This window comes from Zoogloea sp. (genome assembly GCF_041914405.1).
Taxonomy (GTDB): Bacteria; Pseudomonadota; Gammaproteobacteria; order Burkholderiales; family Rhodocyclaceae; genus Zoogloea.
The window spans coordinates 23,989-41,018 of record NZ_JAYSDK010000015.1 but is presented as its reverse complement, the minus strand read 5'-3'; the positions used below and the strand labels follow the sequence as shown (position 1 = coordinate 41,018).

The 17,030-nt window shown below is 63.5% G+C and carries 15 protein-coding genes; 2 read left to right on the top strand and 13 right to left on the bottom strand.

Annotated elements, in window-relative coordinates:
* Positions 1–10: 10 nt before the first annotated feature.
* The 11 genes from bamB to ACE3RX_RS10975 form a co-directional block, all read right to left on the bottom strand.
* Positions 11–1,147: an outer membrane protein assembly factor BamB gene (gene bamB / locus ACE3RX_RS11025; protein ID WP_374483456.1), complete on the bottom strand. Its 1,137-nt coding sequence runs from the start codon at positions 1,145–1,147 to the stop codon at positions 11–13.
* Positions 1,147–1,800, bottom strand: a complete 654-nt coding sequence (locus ACE3RX_RS11020) for a YfgM family protein (RefSeq protein ID WP_374483317.1) — start codon at positions 1,798–1,800, stop codon at positions 1,147–1,149. Before ACE3RX_RS11020 ends, bamB begins: the two co-directional genes overlap by 1 nt.
* A complete protein-coding gene (gene hisS / locus ACE3RX_RS11015; protein ID WP_374483315.1) occupies positions 1,787–3,082 on the bottom strand; it encodes a histidine--tRNA ligase in 1,296 nt (431 codons plus the stop codon). The genes ACE3RX_RS11020 and hisS overlap by 14 nt, the downstream gene beginning before the upstream one ends.
* A gap of 30 nt (positions 3,083–3,112) precedes the next feature.
* Positions 3,113–4,363, bottom strand: coding sequence for a flavodoxin-dependent (E)-4-hydroxy-3-methylbut-2-enyl-diphosphate synthase (ispG, locus tag ACE3RX_RS11010; protein WP_374483313.1), 1,251 nt, complete (start codon positions 4,361–4,363; stop codon positions 3,113–3,115).
* 15 nt (positions 4,364–4,378) lie between these two features.
* Complete coding sequence (locus ACE3RX_RS11005) at positions 4,379–5,278, bottom strand: RodZ domain-containing protein (protein WP_374483311.1); 900 nt, start codon at positions 5,276–5,278, stop codon at positions 4,379–4,381.
* 53 nt (positions 5,279–5,331) lie between these two features.
* Entirely contained in the window at positions 5,332–6,123 is a 792-nt protein-coding gene (gene pilW, locus ACE3RX_RS11000; RefSeq protein WP_374483309.1) for a type IV pilus biogenesis/stability protein PilW, read from the bottom strand.
* Positions 6,123–7,214, bottom strand: coding sequence for a 23S rRNA (adenine(2503)-C(2))-methyltransferase RlmN (gene rlmN / locus ACE3RX_RS10995; protein ID WP_374483306.1), 1,092 nt, complete (start codon positions 7,212–7,214; stop codon positions 6,123–6,125). The genes pilW and rlmN overlap by 1 nt, the downstream gene beginning before the upstream one ends.
* A 58-nt stretch (positions 7,215–7,272) precedes the next feature.
* On the bottom strand, positions 7,273–7,698 hold the full coding sequence (gene ndk / locus ACE3RX_RS10990) for a nucleoside-diphosphate kinase (protein WP_374483304.1): 426 nt from the start codon (positions 7,696–7,698) through the stop codon (positions 7,273–7,275).
* Positions 7,699–8,042: 344 nt separating this feature from the next.
* Positions 8,043–8,234, bottom strand: a complete 192-nt coding sequence (gene ccoS, locus ACE3RX_RS10985) for a cbb3-type cytochrome oxidase assembly protein CcoS (protein ID WP_374483302.1) — start codon at positions 8,232–8,234, stop codon at positions 8,043–8,045.
* Positions 8,235–8,246: 12 nt separating this feature from the next.
* The gene (locus ACE3RX_RS10980) at positions 8,247–10,688 is read right to left on the bottom strand and encodes a heavy metal translocating P-type ATPase (RefSeq protein WP_374483454.1); all 2,442 of its coding nucleotides are present in this window, start codon (positions 10,686–10,688) and stop codon (positions 8,247–8,249) included.
* A gap of 138 nt (positions 10,689–10,826) precedes the next feature.
* Complete coding sequence (locus ACE3RX_RS10975; protein ID WP_374483300.1) at positions 10,827–11,831, bottom strand: TRAP transporter substrate-binding protein; 1,005 nt, start codon at positions 11,829–11,831, stop codon at positions 10,827–10,829.
* Positions 11,832–12,008: 177 nt separating this feature from the next.
* Between ACE3RX_RS10975 and ACE3RX_RS10970 the strand changes: the two genes are divergently transcribed.
* Both ACE3RX_RS10970 and ACE3RX_RS10965 read left to right on the top strand, forming a co-directional pair.
* Positions 12,009–13,985, top strand: coding sequence for a PAS domain S-box protein (locus ACE3RX_RS10970; protein ID WP_374483298.1), 1,977 nt, complete (start codon positions 12,009–12,011; stop codon positions 13,983–13,985).
* Positions 13,982–14,614, top strand: coding sequence for a response regulator transcription factor (locus ACE3RX_RS10965; protein ID WP_374483296.1), 633 nt, complete (start codon positions 13,982–13,984; stop codon positions 14,612–14,614). The genes ACE3RX_RS10970 and ACE3RX_RS10965 overlap by 4 nt, the downstream gene beginning before the upstream one ends.
* Here the strand turns inward: ACE3RX_RS10965 and tilS are convergent.
* Positions 14,600–15,934: a tRNA lysidine(34) synthetase TilS gene (gene tilS, locus ACE3RX_RS10960; RefSeq protein WP_374483294.1), complete on the bottom strand. Its 1,335-nt coding sequence runs from the start codon at positions 15,932–15,934 to the stop codon at positions 14,600–14,602. The two genes, ACE3RX_RS10965 and tilS, sit on opposite strands and share 15 nt — an antisense overlap.
* Entirely contained in the window at positions 15,921–16,889 is a 969-nt protein-coding gene (locus ACE3RX_RS10955) for an acetyl-CoA carboxylase carboxyltransferase subunit alpha (RefSeq protein WP_374483291.1), read from the bottom strand. The genes tilS and ACE3RX_RS10955 overlap by 14 nt, the downstream gene beginning before the upstream one ends.
* Between the last annotated feature and the right edge of the window lie 141 nt (positions 16,890–17,030).

Genomic DNA, 17,030 nt, shown 5'->3' with positions numbered 1-17,030 from the left:
AGCGACTCCGTTATTGCACGCCGAGGGCGTAAATTGTGCCGTTCTGGGTCTGCACCACGACATCGCTGCCCGCACGTTGCGGATCGGCTGTAATGGCGCTGGATACGACCCGGCTGCGACCGACCAGCGTTCCGTCGTCACGACGCAGCACATGGATGTCTCCAAAACCGTCACCGACGATCACATAGCCTCCGATGACACGGGGACGCCCCGGCGAGCGTCCAGCCAGTTGATCCTGCTTCCAGGCGCTTGCACCATTGGAGAGGTCAAGGGCATGCACAGCCCCTTTTTCGTCGGTAACGAAGACATGGCGCTCATCCACGTCCAGCCCACGAGAGCTGGACAGATCACGCGTCCACAGCGTGGAGCCATTGGACATGTCGAAGCATGCTACCCGCCCCTGATAGGCCACGGCGCAGGTCGCGCGGGCACTCATCACCGGCAGGCTGGTAATGTCGGCCACACGCTCGAGTTCGGTCGCCCCGCGGGGGATCGCGACAGTACCCTCCCACATCAGTGAGCCGTTGGCAGGATTCAGCGCCGCCAGCTTGCCGCCAGGGAAGCCGGCGAGGATCAGCTTGTCGTCCAGCACGACGCCAGCCGAACTGCGCAAGGCCAGCGGGGGCGTAGCGCGCTGGTAAACCCAGCGCTGCTTGCCGTTGCCGGGCTCGAGGCCGAACAAGCGGCTGTCAGCACTGCGCACCACGACGATCCCGTCGGAAACCGCCGGCGCCGCAAGCACTTCCGCATTGACCTTGACCTTCCAGCGAATCTGCCCGCTGGCGCCGTCCAGCGCGATGACGTCACCCTTCGGCGAGGCAACCAGAACGAGCTGCCCGTCGCTGCCAACACCACCGGATACCGTAACGCCCACGTCGGTCTTCCAGACGATCTTGCCGCCCTGCAGCTTCACGACCTTGCCATCACGCCCTGCAGCAAAGACAGCATCGCCAGCCAGAGCCGGCTGCAGCACGAACGCCCCGGAATCACCGACGCTCGCGCGCCAGATCTCGGCGGTACGCACCGGATTCCTCACCGGCTTCAAGGCGGCCAGCTTCCCATCTCCAGCTGCGAAGGGGTTCCAGGAAGAGCACGCAACCAGACTGAGGGACGCGACAACCGCGACAAGGCTCGGACGAAGCCGCATCATTGGACACCCCCGAGCGCATCCAGCTTGGCCTGGGCAACTTCACGCAGGGTCGCGGATTCAACCTTCGATGCATCGCCGAGCGCGTCCACCGCAGCCTTGTAGGCGACGCGTGCTTCAGCCGGTTTACCCTGCGCCATCAGGATGTCGCCCTTGAGATCCGCATAGCGGGCAGCCAACTCGTCGTCGGGCTTGGCCTGCAGTTGAGCCAGCGCCTCATCGTAGGCCTTGTCGTCCAGCAGGACGGTTGCCAGACGCAGCTTTGCGAGGCTGCGAAGGGCGGAGTCATTGGCCTTCTCTGCGGCCCAGGCCAGCGGTACGCGGGCGTTCTTCAGATCCCCCGCCTCCACTTGGACCTTGGCGGACAGCAACGCGGCCAGATCTGCATAGGACGTAGCGCCGTACTTCTCGATCAGCGTCCCGGCAACTTCACGAGCCTTCTGCGCATTGTGTTCGGCCGCCGCCTGCTGCACGGCATCGTACAGCGCAGAAGCTTCTGCGCTCTGCTTGCTCACGTACCAGTTCCAGCCCTGCCAGGCGACCGAGGCCAGCGCTACAACGATCGCCAGCGCCGTGACGAGCTTGCCGTACTGCTCCCACCAGCCCTTGATCTGGGAAATCTGTTCCTGTTCTTCGAGGTCAAATGCTGCCATCGTCTTCTTCCGATTCGATTAGGCGATCCGCCAGGGTTTCGGGGAGCACTTCCATGGGAACACGAATCTGTTCTCCACCGTCGCGCAAGGGCTTGAGACTGACTTCACCAGCAGCGGCCTCGTCGTCACCGATTACCACCGCAAACGGCGCACCCGAGGCGTCTGCCCGCTTCATCTGAGATTTGAAACTGCCACCGCCACAGTGCTGGGTTACCGCAAACCCGGTACCGCGCAGCATTTCGGCCACCCGGAAGGCTGCCCGCTGGGCGGCCTCACCCGCATGAACGAGGTAAACATCGGGGACGATGCGCTCGGCCTCGCCACCGCTTTCGAGCCACAGGGCGAGCAGACGCTCGACACCCATTGCGAAGCCCGCCGCCGGAGCCGGCTTGCCACCCAGTTGGGCGACGAGACCGTCGTAGCGCCCGCCGGCACAGATCGTGCCCTGGGCCCCGAGACGGGTCGTAACCCACTCGAAAACGGTGCGATTGTAGTAATCCAGGCCGCGCACCAACCGATGATTGATGCGATAAGGCAGGCCGGCATCCTTGAGAACAGCCTGGACACCCTCGAAGTGCTTGATCGATTCCTCACCGAGGAAATCGGCCAGCTTCGGGGCCCCTTCGACCAGATCCTGCAGATCCGGATTCTTGGTATCAAGGATGCGCAGCGGATTGGTGTACAGGCGACGCTTGCCGTCCTCGTCCAGACGGGCCTGGTGCTGTTCGAGGTAGGCGATCAACGCAGCCCGGTGGGTCGCACGCTCATCGCTGCTGCCAAGGGAATTGATCTCAAGCTTGACGTCGTCGAGACCGAGGTCATCCCACAGGCGCGCGCACATCAGGATGTGCTCAGCATCGATGTCCGGGCCTTCGAAACCCAGCGCCTCGACGCCGACCTGGTGGAACTGGCGGTAACGCCCCTTCTGGGGACGCTCGTGACGGAACATCGGGCCCTGGTAATACAGGCGGCGTGGCTGGCTGAACAGCAGGTTGTGCTGGATCGCGGCCCGCACGCAGGAGGCGGTGCCTTCCGGACGGAGGGTCAGATGCTCGCCATTCAGAGCGTCCTCGAAGGAATACATTTCCTTCTCGACGATGTCCGTCACTTCACCGATGGCCCGCTTGAACAGCGGGGTCGGCTCGACCAGCGGCATGCGGATCGGGCGATAGCCATAGCTATGCAGCCAGTTGCGGACGATTTCCTCGAATTGCTCCCAGATTTCTGCTTCATCGGGCAGGATGTCATTCATCCCGCGCACGGCCTGGAGGGTCTTGCTCATGATTCCTTTTGTTTTTCTGTAACGCGCGGATCAGGCCGCTGCGCCCTTGCGGGGGTAGGTGCGGGCCACATAGTTTTCTATGATGGCCTTGAATTCATTGGCAATGTTGTCGCCCCGGAGGGTCTGGGTCTTCACCCCGTCTTCGAACACCGGCGCGGCGGGCGACTCACCAGTACCCGGCAGGGAAATACCGATGTTTGCATGCTTGCTTTCGCCGGGGCCATTCACGATGCAGCCCATCACCGCCAGGCTCATGTTCTCGACGCCATCGTACTGATCGCGCCAGATCGGCATGTTGTCGCGCACGAAGGACTGCACGTCGGACGCCAGCTCCTGGAACAGGGTGCTTGTGGTACGCCCGCAACCCGGGCAGGCGGTGACCATCGGCGTGAATGCCCGCAGGCCCATCGTCTGCAGGATCTCCTGAGCAACGATGACTTCCTGAGTCCGGCTGCCGTTGGGCTCGGGGGTGAGGGACACGCGGATCGTGTCGCCGATGCCTTCCTGCAGCAGCACCGCCAGAGCCGCCGTCGACGCCACGATGCCCTTCGACCCCATACCAGCTTCCGTCAGGCCCAGATGCAGCGGGTAATCACACTTGGCAGCCATGTCACGATATACAGCGATCAGGTCCTGCACGCTGCTGACCTTGGCCGACAAGATGATCTTGTTGCCGGCCAAGCCATACTCCTCGGCCTTCGCTGCAGACTCCAGCGCCGACGTCACCAGCGCCTCGCGCATCACCGCGCCGGCATCGCGCGGCACGGCCCGCTTGGCATTCTCGTCCATGATGCGCGCCAGCACCGATTGGTCGAGGCTACCCCAGTTGACGCCGATCCGTACCGGCTTGTCGTACTTGCAAGCCATTTCGACGATCGACGCAAACTGGGTGTCGCGCTTGGCGCCCTGCCCCACGTTGCCCGGGTTAATGCGCAGCTTGTCGAGGGCCTCGGCGCAGGCCGGATTGTCAGCCAGCAGCTTGTGGCCGTTGTAGTGGAAGTCGCCAACCAGCGGAACATCGAGGTTCATTGCCAGCAGCTTCTCGCGGATCTTCGGCACGGCCTTGGCCGCTTCGTCGTTATTGACGGTGATCCGGACGAGTTCGGAACCGGCTCGCGCCAACTGGGCCACCTGCATCGTGGTCGCGAAGTCATCGGCGGTGTCCGTATTGGTCATCGACTGCACGACGACGGGCGCACCGGAGCCAATCGACACATGGCCGACGCGAACCTGACGGGTCTGACGACGGGCGCAAGCGCGCCCTGAAAGTAGTAGATCCATAAACGAAGCGCCTGATTATTCGAGCTTGAGACGTGCCACCGTCACCTTGGTGGCCGGAGTCAGATCGACGGGGGTGCCGTTTCGCTGCAATTTCACGAACCGGGCGTTGCCGACGACCAGGGAGAAGGGCCCAGTGCCACTCACCTCACGACGCGCCCCTGCCTTGCCAAGCTGCGACAGCAAGATCTTGCCGTTCTTGTCCTTCACCTCGACCCACGCATCCTGGGAAAACTCGAAGACGAGCTGATCTGCGCCGCTCTCCCCGGCCGGCTTTGCCTGCGGAGCCTCGACTGCCTTGTCGGCGGGAGCCACAACGGTAGGCACCGGAGTGCCAACAGGGGGCGGCACGGTGGAAGCCGTCGCCGCCTGCGGAACAGCGCTGTCAGCTGGCGACGGCGCTGCGACTTCAGCAGGCTGTGCGGGAGCCCCCTGCGGGATAACGGGCGCAACAGATGCATCCTGCGACGGCGTCGTCGCCCCACCGGGCGCATTCTCGGGCACAGGCTCCGGCGCCTGTACGGCCACGTTCTCAACCACTTTCTTTTGAGTATCGAAATACCAGCCTGCAACAACCACGCCGAACAATCCTGCAGCCGCCAGCACGCCCGGCAGGATCGACTTCCGGAAACGGCCACGGCCTTCCTGAGGGATGTCCCCATGGGCGTTGGACGCCGGCATCAGCTCCACGGACGTGTCGGCGGGGCGATCCAGGGTCGCCAGCAGGGGCGCGACGTCTACCCGCAGCAGGCGCGCATAGTTGCGCAAGAAACCGCGCGTGAAGGCCAGACCCGGCAATTCGTCAAACCGGCCGCCTTCCAGTGCTTCGACCTGCCGCACATTGAGCTTGAGCGCGTTCGCCACTTCGGCAAGGCTGAAGCCTTGCGCCTCGCGGGCACGGCGCAGGGTATCGCCCACGGAGCCGTCAGCCACAGGCGGCTCGGCCGAAGACGAAAGTGCTTGAGAGTCTGTCACTGATACTGCCCTTGCAAGAAAGCCTGATATTCCGGCGACTCAGGAAAACGGCGCCGCAACTGCTGCACGTAGCTCGTCTCGGCCGGCCTGTTTCCCAGCCGACGCTCGATGCGGATCGCCAGCCACAGGCTCTCTGCGGTCGGTTCTCCACCCTGATGCAACACGGCGAGGTAGCGCTTCGCAGCCTCGTAAGCCCCTCGCCGATAGGTAATGTCAGCCAGATGAAACAATGCCTGGATATTGCTGCCATCAGCCTCGAGGGCGCGCAGGAACTGAGCCTCCGCAGCAGCATCGTTGCGGAGGCGGAGTTGGCACAGGCCGGCGTTGGCATATGCACGGGTTGGCGTCTGGTAATACGGATTACGTGCCGCCCGGCCAAGCAGTTCGAGGCCGGCGCTCTCCTTGCCGGAGGAACACAGGAACCAGCCATAACTGTTCATGATTTCCGGATCGCCGGGAGCCAGCCGCATCGCATACTCGAAGTTGCTCGCGGCAATCTGGTTCTCCTGCAAAAACATATGCACGAGCCCCATAAGCTGGTAAGCGGGCGCATAACCGGAGTCGTACTGAACAGCGGCCTTGGCCTCGTCCAGGGCGACGCCATACTTGCCAACCTGGAAATACGCCTGTCCGAGCTCAACGTGCACCTTTGCCTTACGGCGGGCATCGGTGCCTGCCGGCTGATCGGACACCGGACGTTCGAGCCTGCCCGTGTCAGCGGGCAGCATCGGCGCCGCACACCCCCCCAGCACCAGCGCCAGCCCCCCCAGCACCAGCCAGTTACGCATCAGGAGCGCACCTCCACCACCGGCACGATCCGGGTGGCCGTCCGGCGGGTCTTGTCCTTGACCTGGCCAGCGAGCTGGCCGCAGGCTGCATCCACGTCATCGCCGCGGGTTTTGCGGGTGGTCGTGACGATGCCGGCATCAATGAGGATCTCGGCAAAGCGCTTGATGCGCTGCGCTGGGGAGCGATCGAAGCCTGAGCTCGGGAAGGGGTTGAAAGGAATCAGATTGAACTTGCACGGCACGTCGCGAGTGAGCGCGATCAGCTCCCGTGCGTGTGCATCGGAATCGTTGATGCCGTCGAGCATCACATACTCGAAGGTAATGAAGTCCCGCGGCGCCTTCTCAAGATAGCGCCGGCAGGCAGCCATCAGTTCGCGCAGCGGATACTTCTGGTTGATAGGCACCAGCTTGTCGCGCAGCGCGTCATTAGACGCATGCAGCGATACCGCCAGAGCGGTCGGACAGGCATCGCGCAGGCGATCCATGGCCGGCACGATGCCAGACGTGGACACTGTGACGCGCCGCCGGGAAAGCCCATAAGCATTGTCGTCAAGCATCAGCTTGAGCGCCGATACGACGTTGTCGAAATTGGCTAGGGGCTCGCCCATCCCCATCATCACGACATTGCTGATGACCCGTTCGCCATCGCCGTTGGCACCCAGCATGCGATTGGCGAGCCACAACTGGCCGATGATCTCGGCTGCCGTGAGATTGCGATTGAAGCCCTGCTTGCCCGTCGAGCAGAACGCGCAATCGAGCGCGCAGCCGGCCTGCGAGGAGATGCACAGGGTGCCGCGGTTTGTCTCGGGAATGAACACCGTTTCTACCGCGTTGCTGTTGCCCACGTCGAGCAACCACTTGCGCGTGCCGTCCGTTGACACGCTGTCACGCACCGGAACCGGAGGCGTGACGCACGCCGTCGCTGCGAGCTTGGCCCGCAGCGACTTGGCGACGTCGGTCATCTGCTCGAAATCGGTCTCGCCGAAACGGTGCACCCAGCGGAGCACCTGTTTGGCGCGAAATGGTTTCTCACCCTGCTGGACGAACCATTCAGTGAGGGCTTCGGCATCGAAATCGAGAAGATTGACCACGTGTTATTTCCATCCAGACCAGAGGGGTGGAGAAATTCCGCCCCGCCGGTAGAGATCATTAACGGCTGTAAACGTTCATGCCCGGGAAGAAGAAAGCCACTTCCACGGCAGCGGTTTCAGGAGCGTCGGAGCCATGCACGGCGTTAGCGTCGATGGAGTCGGCGAAGTCAGCGCGGATGGTGCCCGGAGCGGCCTTCTTCGGGTCGGTGGCGCCCATCAGCTCACGGTTCTTGGCAATGGCGCCTTCGCCTTCCAGCACTTGGATCATCACGGGGCCGGAGGTCATGAAGGACACCAGATCCTTGAAGAAGGGGCGCTCCTTGTGCACCGCGTAGAACTGGCCGGCTTCCTGCTCGGACAGGTGCACCATCCTGGCGGCGATGATCTTCAGGCCGGCGCCTTCGAAGCGGGCGTAGATCTGGCCGATCACGTTCTTGGCGACGGCGTCGGGCTTGATGATGGAGAGGGTGCGTTCAATAGCCATGTTGCTTGCTCCAGTGAGACAAAGGATGGTCGAAAAACCGAAAGCTTGGAATTTTAGCAGGTTGATGCGTCAATTCGGCTTTTTTCGGCTCATCACAGCACGACGAGGAGCAAATGGCGCGGCGCGCGGGGCTGCTGGCGCGATTGTGAACAAAAAAAAGGGTGCGCATCGCGCACCCCCAACCCCAACAGAGAGACTTTAGTCTGGACCGTGATCCAGAAGGCGCCCGGTATTGCTTGTTGTCTGCGCCTTGAACTTGGGACGAAGTATGGGAGAAGTCCTGCCGGCCGGTCTTGACCTGCGTCAAAAACCCTTCACATTGCGGGGTGATCGGAGCTGCAATGTCAGCGCCCATTTGCATCCTTCTCCCCCTCACCACGCGGAGTTGGCTGCGGCGTGTCGTCATCACTGACGACACGATAGCCAGGCCCCTCGAGGTCATCGAACTGGCCGCTGCGAACAGACCACCAGAAGATCACCCCGATCAGAAAGACGAGCAGCACGGACATGGGAATGAGCAGATACAGGCTTTCCATGAGAAATGGCTTTCAGTTCGCCCGCCGCCGTTGCAGGCGCAGAGCATTCAAGACTACGAACAAGGAGCTGGCGGACATCCCGATGCCCGCCATCCAGGGCGTCACGAGGCCGGACATGGCCAGCGGCACCGCCGTGAAATTGTAGGCGAAGGACCACCACAGGTTCTGCCGGATGATGCGCAGCGCACGCCGCGACAACTCCACGCCTTCCGCCAGCACACCGAGACGAGCCCCCAGCAGCACGATGTCCGCCTGGTTGCGAGCCAGATCCGTCCCGCCGCCCATGGCAATCGACACCTGGGCCTGGGCCAGTACCGGCGCGTCGTTCACTCCGTCGCCAACCATCGCCACGACTGCGCCATCACGCTGCAACAACGTCAGCGCGGCATGCTTTCCCTCTGGCGTCATCCCACCTTCCGCCCGCGCCACGCCCAGGCGCCCCCCCAGCTCCGTCACGGTAGCCGGCGTATCGCCACTGAAGATGGACAGTTCCATGCCCTGCCCCCTCAAAGTATCGAACGTGGCGGCGCAGTCCTCCCGCAAGCCGTCGCTCAGGGCAAAGCCTGCAATCCAGCCGGCCGACGAAGCCAGCGCGACCACCGTTCTACCCGAACGCTCGTCCTCCAGCAAAGCCGCCGGAATCGGGGAACCCGCAAGCTCGGCCACGAAGGCCGGCCGGCCGATCCGGTGAACCACACCAGCCAGCTCTCCCGAGACACCCTGCCCTGTCACGGCCTGCAGGGCGGCAAACGAAGCAAGAGCCTCATCCTTGGCCGCCAACCGGATGGCCACCGCGATGGCGTGCTCCGACCCCTGTTCCAGCCCGGCAGCTCGGGCCAGAGCTTCGCCTTCGGCCTGATCCCCGAGCAAGCGCACCTGCTCAAGGCGCATCTCGCCGTAGGTCAGGGTTCCTGTCTTGTCGAAAACGAAGTGCCGGGCCCGCGCCAGCGCCTCGACAGCATGGCCGCGCGTGACCAGCACCCCCATACGCGCCAATGCGTCCGTGGCCACTGTCAGCGCCACCGGCGTAGCGAGGGACAGCGCACACGGGCAGCTGACCACCAGCACCGACACGAAGACCCACAGAGCCCGATCTGGATCAAACCACCACCACCCCGCAGCCGTAACGGTAGCGAGAATCAGCAGCACAACAATAAACCACGCCGCCACCTGATCGGCTTGCTGCACCACGCGCGGCTTCTCGGCCGATGCCCGCTCCATCAGCTGGCGGATCGCCGCCAGGCGAGTGTGCTCCCCCGTACGGGTGACGCGCACCAGCAAGGGGCTGGTGACATTGATGCTGCCTCCGGTCACTTCACTGCCACGAGCCTTGGGCACCGGCCGGCTCTCGCCGGTCAACAGCGCTTCATTGGCTTGGCTATTCCCATCGACGACAACGCCATCGGCCGGCACGGCTTCGCCCGGCTTGACGCGGATCACATCGCCCGCCAGCAACTGTGACACCGGAACCTTCTCGCCCTCCTGGGCCGGATAGGCCGACAGGCGCTCGGCGAAGGCCGGCAGGGCCTTGCCCATTTCTTCGACACCGCGCACAGCCTTCTGCCGTGCCAGCATCTCCACGTAGCGGCCGCACAGCAGGAAGAAGACGAACATCGTCACCGAATCGAAATACACCTCACCCTTGCCCACCAGCGTAGCCCAGCAACTGGCCACGAAGGCTGCCCCGACGCCAAGTGCGACCGGCACGTCCATGCCCAGTCGGCGCAGGCGGATGTCGCGTATGGCGTGACTGAAGAACGGTGCGGCGGAATACAGCACGACCGGCGCTGTCAGGATCAGGCTCGCCCAGCGCATCAACTGCTCGATGTCGCTGGTCATGTCGCCGGCGTCGGCGATATACACCGGGAAGGCGTACATCATGACCTGCATCATCCCGAAGCCGGCCACGAACAGGCGCCACAGTGCGGAGCGGCGTTCCCGCTGGGAGATCTGCTCGGACCGCGCAGCGTCGTAGGGATAGGCGCGGTAGCCGATGGCGTGGATTGCCGCCAGGATGTCCGACAGCTTGATGCGCCGCTCGTCCCAGCGCACCCGCGCACGGCGCGTCGCGTAATTGATGTCCACCGCCGTCACGCCGGGCTGGTGGGCCACGTGCTGCTCGTTCAGCCAGATGCAGGCAGCGCAGGTGATGCCCTCGAGGATCAGCGCCGCCTCGCGCTCATGCTCGCCAATCGGCTTAACGAATCCCTGCTGGAAATCCGGGTGATCGAACAGCCCCAGATCCTTCAGCTCGTCGGGCATCGCCTCGCGGGCCTGCTCGGGCATCGCGTCGCGGCGCTTGTAGTAATCGATGAGCCCGCTGCTGACAATGGACTGGGCCACGGCCTGGCAACCGGTACAGCACATCTGGTGGCGAACCCCCTCGATGTCGACGGGGAGGTCTACGTCTGCGGGAATGGGCAGCCCGCAGTGATAGCAATCATGCTCGGGCAAAACAGGGGAAGGGGACGACAACGAAGGCCTCGCACAGGACTCACCGGTAACCGGACAGTGGCCGCCGGGAAAACACGCCTTTTATCACAAAGCGGCCACCCACGGCGAACCACCCCTACCCTGACAACTGGCAGACGGCTAGAGTCGCGACGGATCGAAGCCGGTTTCCCGGTAGATTGAATGGATCAGCTCGCTGCCGATTCGGGCCTCCATCTTCTGATGCACCGGCAGCATGGCTTTCTTGAAGGCCAGCCGCTCATCCTTGTTGGGGATATACACCTGCACCTTGCCGCTCTTGCGGATCGCCTCCAGTGCCTTGTCGTTCTCCTCCTTCGCGATCCGGTTGGCGTAGACCGTTGCCTCCCGCATCGCCTGCTCCAACTGGCCCCGCAGCTCGGCAGGCAAACCATCCCAGAAGCGCTTGTTGGCAATGACCGCGTAGCCGAGATAACCGTGATTGGTCACCGCCAGATACTTCTGCACCTCGTGCATCTTTTGGGTGTAGGTGTTCGAATGGGGATTTTCAGTGCCATCCACGACACCGGTCTTCAAGCCCTGATAGACCTCGGAGAAAGCCATCACCAGCGGCATGCCACCAACGGCACGGATCTGCTCCTCCAGAACCTTCGACGACTGGATACGCAACTTCTTGCCGCGCAAGTCAGCCGGCGTGCGGATCGGCGTGTTCGCAGAGAAAGACTTGAAGCCATTGTCCCAGTACGCCAGGCCGACGATCCCCTTCGATTCGAGCTTCCTCAGGATGCTCGCCCCGACCGGCCCCTGGGTCACCCGATGCAGGTCGGCGTAGTCGTCGAAGATGTAAGGCAGGTCGAAGACCTCGAACTCCTTCACGCCAAGCGGTCCGAACTTGGCCAGGGACGGCGCCAGCATCTGCACGACGCCCAGTTGCAGGGCCTCGAGCTCTTCCTTGTCCTTGTAGAGCGTGCTGTTCGGATAGACCTCCACCCTGACCTTGCCATGGGTCAGTTCCTCGGCGCGCTTCTTGAAATACTCGGAGGCCTTGCCCTTAGGAGTGTCCGCCGCCACCACGTGGCTGAACTTGATGACTATCGGCGCCTGGGCCGCGGCCATCGCACACGCCCCCATGGCAATCAGGCCGAACAGCAGGCTACGCAAATACATTCGAATCTCCATTATGGGCAGTCGAGGCGGCATGGTACATGAGGCGCAATTCCGGCAGACTGCAGCACTGCACTCTGGAAGACAGCATCAATAGGCTCAATTGTGGTCATCCGCAGTGTGGAAACATCGGATGGCTCTAAACGGCCAGGCCGGCGATAACTAGGAATCCTCCCGTTCGTGATTCTCAACCCCTTGCCTCCGTCGAATTCAGCCCCTCCTCCGCCGAGCTGGTACTGGAGCCTGCCCTACGCCGCCGTAGCCCTGTTCATCGCCACGATGGCGGCGCTGCTGTGGCTGACCCACCGCCAGGACGCCGAAGAGCAGCGCGCCACGCTGATCAACGACGTGCTGTGGATGGAGCAGAATCTATCTTTTCAGTTCGAACGCAACGATGCGCAACTGACCCAGCTCGGGCCGGCCCTGCTGTCCAACGGCCGCCCGAGCGCCACCGCCGAGGCCCGCCTCAAGCAGGCCCTGGACCCGGAGAGCGGACTGATCCGTGTGCTTTGGCTCGACCCCAGCGGACGCGTCAAGGGGTCGGAGCCTCCCTACACCGACAGCCATCTTGTTGGCGAAGCATCGGGCACTTTTCCGTCGTCCTCGGCCTATCGCCTGGCCCGCTCCCTCGGTCGACCGGTTTATAGCGACGCCTATGCCGTCCTCGACAACCAGACCCAGTTCGAGGCCCATGTTCCGATCTTCGACGGCGGCCGCTACCTGGGCTCAGTGGTCGGCGTTTATTCATTGAACAACATGCTGGCCCGCCAGATTCCATGGTGGTTCTCTGAACGCTACCGGGTTTCGGTGAGCAACAACCTGGGCACCGAGATTGCCGCCAAGTCCAAGGTCTCCCCGCTGTCCAGCCTCAACTACGAAATCCCCTTCGAGCCGCCCGGCCACGGCCTGACGGTCAACGTCACCGCCTACAAGAGCGAGGTGCGCTGGATTCCGCTATTGCTGATGGGCTCCCTCGGCGTACTCGGCGCCGCCATCGTATGGAGTCTGTGGCAGTTGCGCCGGCACATGAAACGCCGCCAGCAGGCCGAGCAAGCGCTTAGCGCCGAACACGCCTTCCGCAAGGCCATGGAAGATTCCCTCAATACTGGCATGCGCGCCCGCGACCTGACCGGCAAGATCACCTATGTGAACCCGGCTTTCTGCCGCATGGTCGGCTGGAGCGCTGAGGAGCTGGTCGGCCTGACGCCCCCCATGCCCTACTGGGCCCCCGAAGCCCTGGAGCGCACTCGCGCCGTCCATGAGCTGGTGCTGGGCGGCAATGCACCTCCCCAGGGCATGGAGATCCGCCTGATGCGCCGCAATGGCGAGCGCTTCGACGCACTGCTCATCGAAGCCCCGCTGATCGACTCCAGCGGGAAGCACATTGGCTGGATGGGCTCAGTGGTGGATGTCACCGAGCAAAAGCGCGCCCAGGAGCTCGCACGCCAGCAGCAGGAACGCCTGCAGGCCACCGCCCGCCTGGTCACCATGGGCGAAATGGCCTCCACCCTCGCCCACGAACTCAACCAGCCGCTGGCCGCCATTTCCAGCTACAACACCGGCTGCCTGAACATGCTCGGCAACGGCGACCTGCCGAAGAAGGAGCTGACGACCATCCTCGAGAAGATCGGCAAGCAGGCCCAGCGGGCCGGCCAGATCATCCGGCGCGTACACACCTTCGTGCGGCGCAGCGAGCCCAAGTTTGAAACGGTGGATGTGAATGCCATCCTCAAGGAAGCCGTCGGCCTGGTGGAGCCCGACGCAGACCGGCGCGGCGTCCTCATCGAACTGGAGCTGGAGGACAACCTGCCCTCAATCCACGCCGACCCGGTGATGATTGAGCAGGTCGCGGTGAACCTGATCCGCAACGGCATGGACGCCATGGCGGACAACCCGCGCGAGACTCGCCGCCTGATGATCCGGACCCAACGCCAGAACGGTACGCTGGTATGCACCGTGGCCGACCGGGGCGCGGGCATTCCACCAGAGGTCGCGGAAAAGCTGTTTGCCCCCTTCTTCACCACCAAGGCTGAAGGCATGGGCATCGGGCTCAACATCTGCCGCTCGATCGCCGAACTTCACCGGGGTCGCCTGAGCTTCGAGAACAACCCGGGCGGTGGTACGATTTTCCACTTCTCCCTGCCGATTCCGCCATGAGCACGCCCCTCGCCCACATTGTTGACGACGACGAAGCCATCCGCGACGCCCTCACCTGGCTCTTCCGGACCAAGGAGGTTGCGAGCGCCGAATGGGACTCCGCCGAGGAGTTCCTGGCCGCCTGGCAGCCGGACTGGCGCGGCTGCATCGTTCTGGATATCCGCATGCGGGAAATGAGCGGCCTGGAATGCTTCGACGTGCTGCAGGAACGCGGCAATACGCTGCCGGTGATCTTCCTGACCGGCCATGGCGACGTGCCGATGGCGGTCAGTGCGTTGAAAAAAGGCGCCTTTGACTTCCTCGAGAAGCCCTTTGAAGACAACGCACTGGTCGATGTGGTCATCCGGGCGCTGGCCCAAGATGCCAAGCGCCAGGCCAGCCAAGCAACCCAGGCCTCGGTTAGCAACCACCTGGCGTTACTGACGCCACGGGAGCAGGAAGTCATGAACCTGGTACTGGCCGGCAAATTCAACAAGGTCATCGCCGACGAACTGAACATCTCGATGCGCACCGTCGAGGTTCATCGGGCGCGGGTCTTCGAGAAAATGGGAGTGCGCTCCGCCGTCGAGCTTGCCCAGCTCCTCGCCCCCAGCCGCGACAAGGGCTCCGGAAGCTCAGGCGAACACTGACCAGCGGGGCAGGATGCCGGCCTGGCCGGACGGGCACTGGAATTCGGCTGCCACACCGACCCCGGCGATCCACGCGAGCCGACCATCAACCCATAGCATCGGCACGGCATCCCGCAACCAGGGCGGAACCCCCGCCTCCTGCCAGAGGTTCTTCAGGCTCCGGGAGGGGCCGCCAGCATGAAGGCGCATGCGAGCGCTGGGGTGACGCGACTGCAGGGCACACGCCGCAGATTTCAGCAGATCCGCCGCCAGCCCTTGCCCCACCACGGGAGTGAAATCCAGCACGCCGCCACACCATGGGACGGAAGCTTCACCACGCCACGAACGGGACTCAACGGCACCAACCAGCAACGTAGCCGCTTCCAGCCACCAGTGCTGGCGATAGACACACAGCGCAACCTTGCCCAACGGAATTCGCGATCCCGACGCAGCCCCACTTTCACGGAACTGGCGCTCAACCTCGCGCAAGCGATTCTCGTCCGGCATCGGCAAACCGGCCTGCCCGAGCAGACGCCGCAACACATTGCGCAAACGGGCAGACGATAGGGCCAGCGCCGGCGGGTAAGACAGCCGTGTCCCTCCGGCCAGACTCAGCAGTTCCAGGTCGCCATCGGCCAGTTCTTCCAGCAACCCCTCGGCCTCGCCGGCCAATCGCCCCAGGCGGGCGAGGTTGGCCGATGCGCCGGTGAAACGTGCGTCGAGCTGCGGCAGGATCGTGTTGCGCAGAAAATTGCGCGTGAAGGCTGTGTCGGCGTTGCTTGGATCATCGATCCAGCGCAGCCCATGCCGGAGCGCATAGTCATGCAACAGCTGGCGCGGGATATCGAGCAGGGGCCGCCAGATCCGCGCGGCCGCGCCAACATCGACGGAGTCGCGCATGCCGGCCAGGCCCTTGACGCCAGAGCCGCGCAACGCACGAAACAGAATGGTTTCGGCCTGGTCGTCCCGATGGTGGGCCAGAGCCAGCACACCGCGGTCCAGGCCGCGCAGCAGCGCCGTCCGCCGAGCCTCCCGCGCTGCGGCCTCGAGGCCACAGGGGTGAGCCCTGTCCACCTCAACCGGGCAAACCGTAAATGGCACATCGAGCGCGGCGCAAAGCTCAGCACACACATCGCCCCACGCTTCGGAACCGGCCACGAGGCCATGGCTCACGTGAACGGCGCTCAGCTCAATCCCGAGCGCGCTCCGCAAGCCGCCCAGGACGTGCGTCAACACCGAGGAGTCGAGCCCGCCGCTCAGACCAACCCGAACCTCGCGGGGTGGGGCGGACAGTTGCCGCCAACTGGCGGCAACCCGCGCTGCGAGCTCAGTCGACAGCAATTTCCTTGAACTTGCCGTAGCTCATCAGCCGCTCGAAGCGGCGCTCGAGCAGCTCCGACGGCGACAGCTCGGAGACCTGGCGCAGCGCGTCCTGCAGCGCCCGCTTGAGGTTCTGCGCCATCGCTCGATGGTCTCGATGGGCGCCACCGACAGGCTCATTGACCACCTTGTCGATGAGCCCCAGGGACTTCAGCCGCGAAGCGGTGATCCCCATCGTCTCGGCAGCGTCGGAGGCGCGCTCTGCGCTCTTCCACAGGATGGAGGCACAACCTTCCGGCGAAATCACCGAATAGGTGGAGTACTGAAGCATCAGCAACTGGTCGCCGACTGCGATCGCCAGCGCGCCGCCCGAGCCACCTTCGCCGATGATGGTGCAGATCAACGGCACCTTCAGCTCGGCCATCACGGCGAGGTTATGGCCGATGGCCTCGGACTGGCCGCGCTCTTCCGCATCGATGCCGGGATAGGCGCCCGGCGTATCGACGAAGGTGAACACCGGCAGGCCAAACTTCTCGGCCAGCTTCATTAGGCGCATCGCCTTGCGGTAACCCTCGGGGCGCGGCATGCCGAAATTGCGGAAGATCTTTTCCTTGGTGTCGCGACCTTTCTGATGGCCGATCACCATGCAGGACTGGCCATTGAAACGCGCCAGACCACCCACGATCGCCTTGTCGTCTGCAAAGTTGCGATCGCCGTGCAGCTCTTCGAAGTCGGTGAAGATGTGCTGCACGTAGTCAAACGTATAGGGGCGCTGGGGATGTCGCGCCACCAGCGCGCTCTGCCAAGGCGTCAGCTTGGCATAGATATCCTTGGTCAGGCCGTGGTTCTTCTGCTCCAGGCGGGCGATCTCCTCGGAGATATCCACCGCCGAATCGTCCTGCACAAAGCGTAGTTCTTCGATCTTCGCCTCAAGCTCTGCAATAGGCTGCTCAAAATCTAGGAACGTTGTTTTCATCCGGTCGAACTCATAGAAATTTTTGCCATTTTACCCCATCGACTCCTGCGACGGGCGCCAGCCCTGCTGCAGCCCTGTTTTTGCTAAAAAAATCGCATTGCTGCACAGCGCAATAAGCCGCTAACATCGCCCCTCTTTGCC

Coding starts and splice junctions, on each gene's coding strand:
- bamB (WP_374483456.1), bottom strand. CDS start 1,147: ATGCGGCTTCGTCCGAGCCTTGTCGCGGTTGTCGCGTCCCTCAGTCTG.
- ACE3RX_RS11020 (WP_374483317.1), bottom strand. CDS start 1,800: ATGGCAGCATTTGACCTCGAAGAACAGGAACAGATTTCCCAGATCAAG.
- hisS (WP_374483315.1), bottom strand. CDS start 3,082: ATGAGCAAGACCCTCCAGGCCGTGCGCGGGATGAATGACATCCTGCCC.
- ispG (WP_374483313.1), bottom strand. CDS start 4,363: ATGGATCTACTACTTTCAGGGCGCGCTTGCGCCCGTCGTCAGACCCGT.
- pilW (WP_374483309.1), bottom strand. CDS start 6,123: ATGCGTAACTGGCTGGTGCTGGGGGGGCTGGCGCTGGTGCTGGGGGGG.
- ndk (WP_374483304.1), bottom strand. CDS start 7,698: ATGGCTATTGAACGCACCCTCTCCATCATCAAGCCCGACGCCGTCGCC.
- ccoS (WP_374483302.1), bottom strand. CDS start 8,234: ATGGAAAGCCTGTATCTGCTCATTCCCATGTCCGTGCTGCTCGTCTTT.
- ACE3RX_RS10975 (WP_374483300.1), bottom strand. CDS start 11,831: ATGTATTTGCGTAGCCTGCTGTTCGGCCTGATTGCCATGGGGGCGTGT.
- ACE3RX_RS10965 (WP_374483296.1), top strand. CDS start 13,982: ATGAGCACGCCCCTCGCCCACATTGTTGACGACGACGAAGCCATCCGC.
- ACE3RX_RS10955 (WP_374483291.1), bottom strand. CDS start 16,889: ATGAAAACAACGTTCCTAGATTTTGAGCAGCCTATTGCAGAGCTTGAG.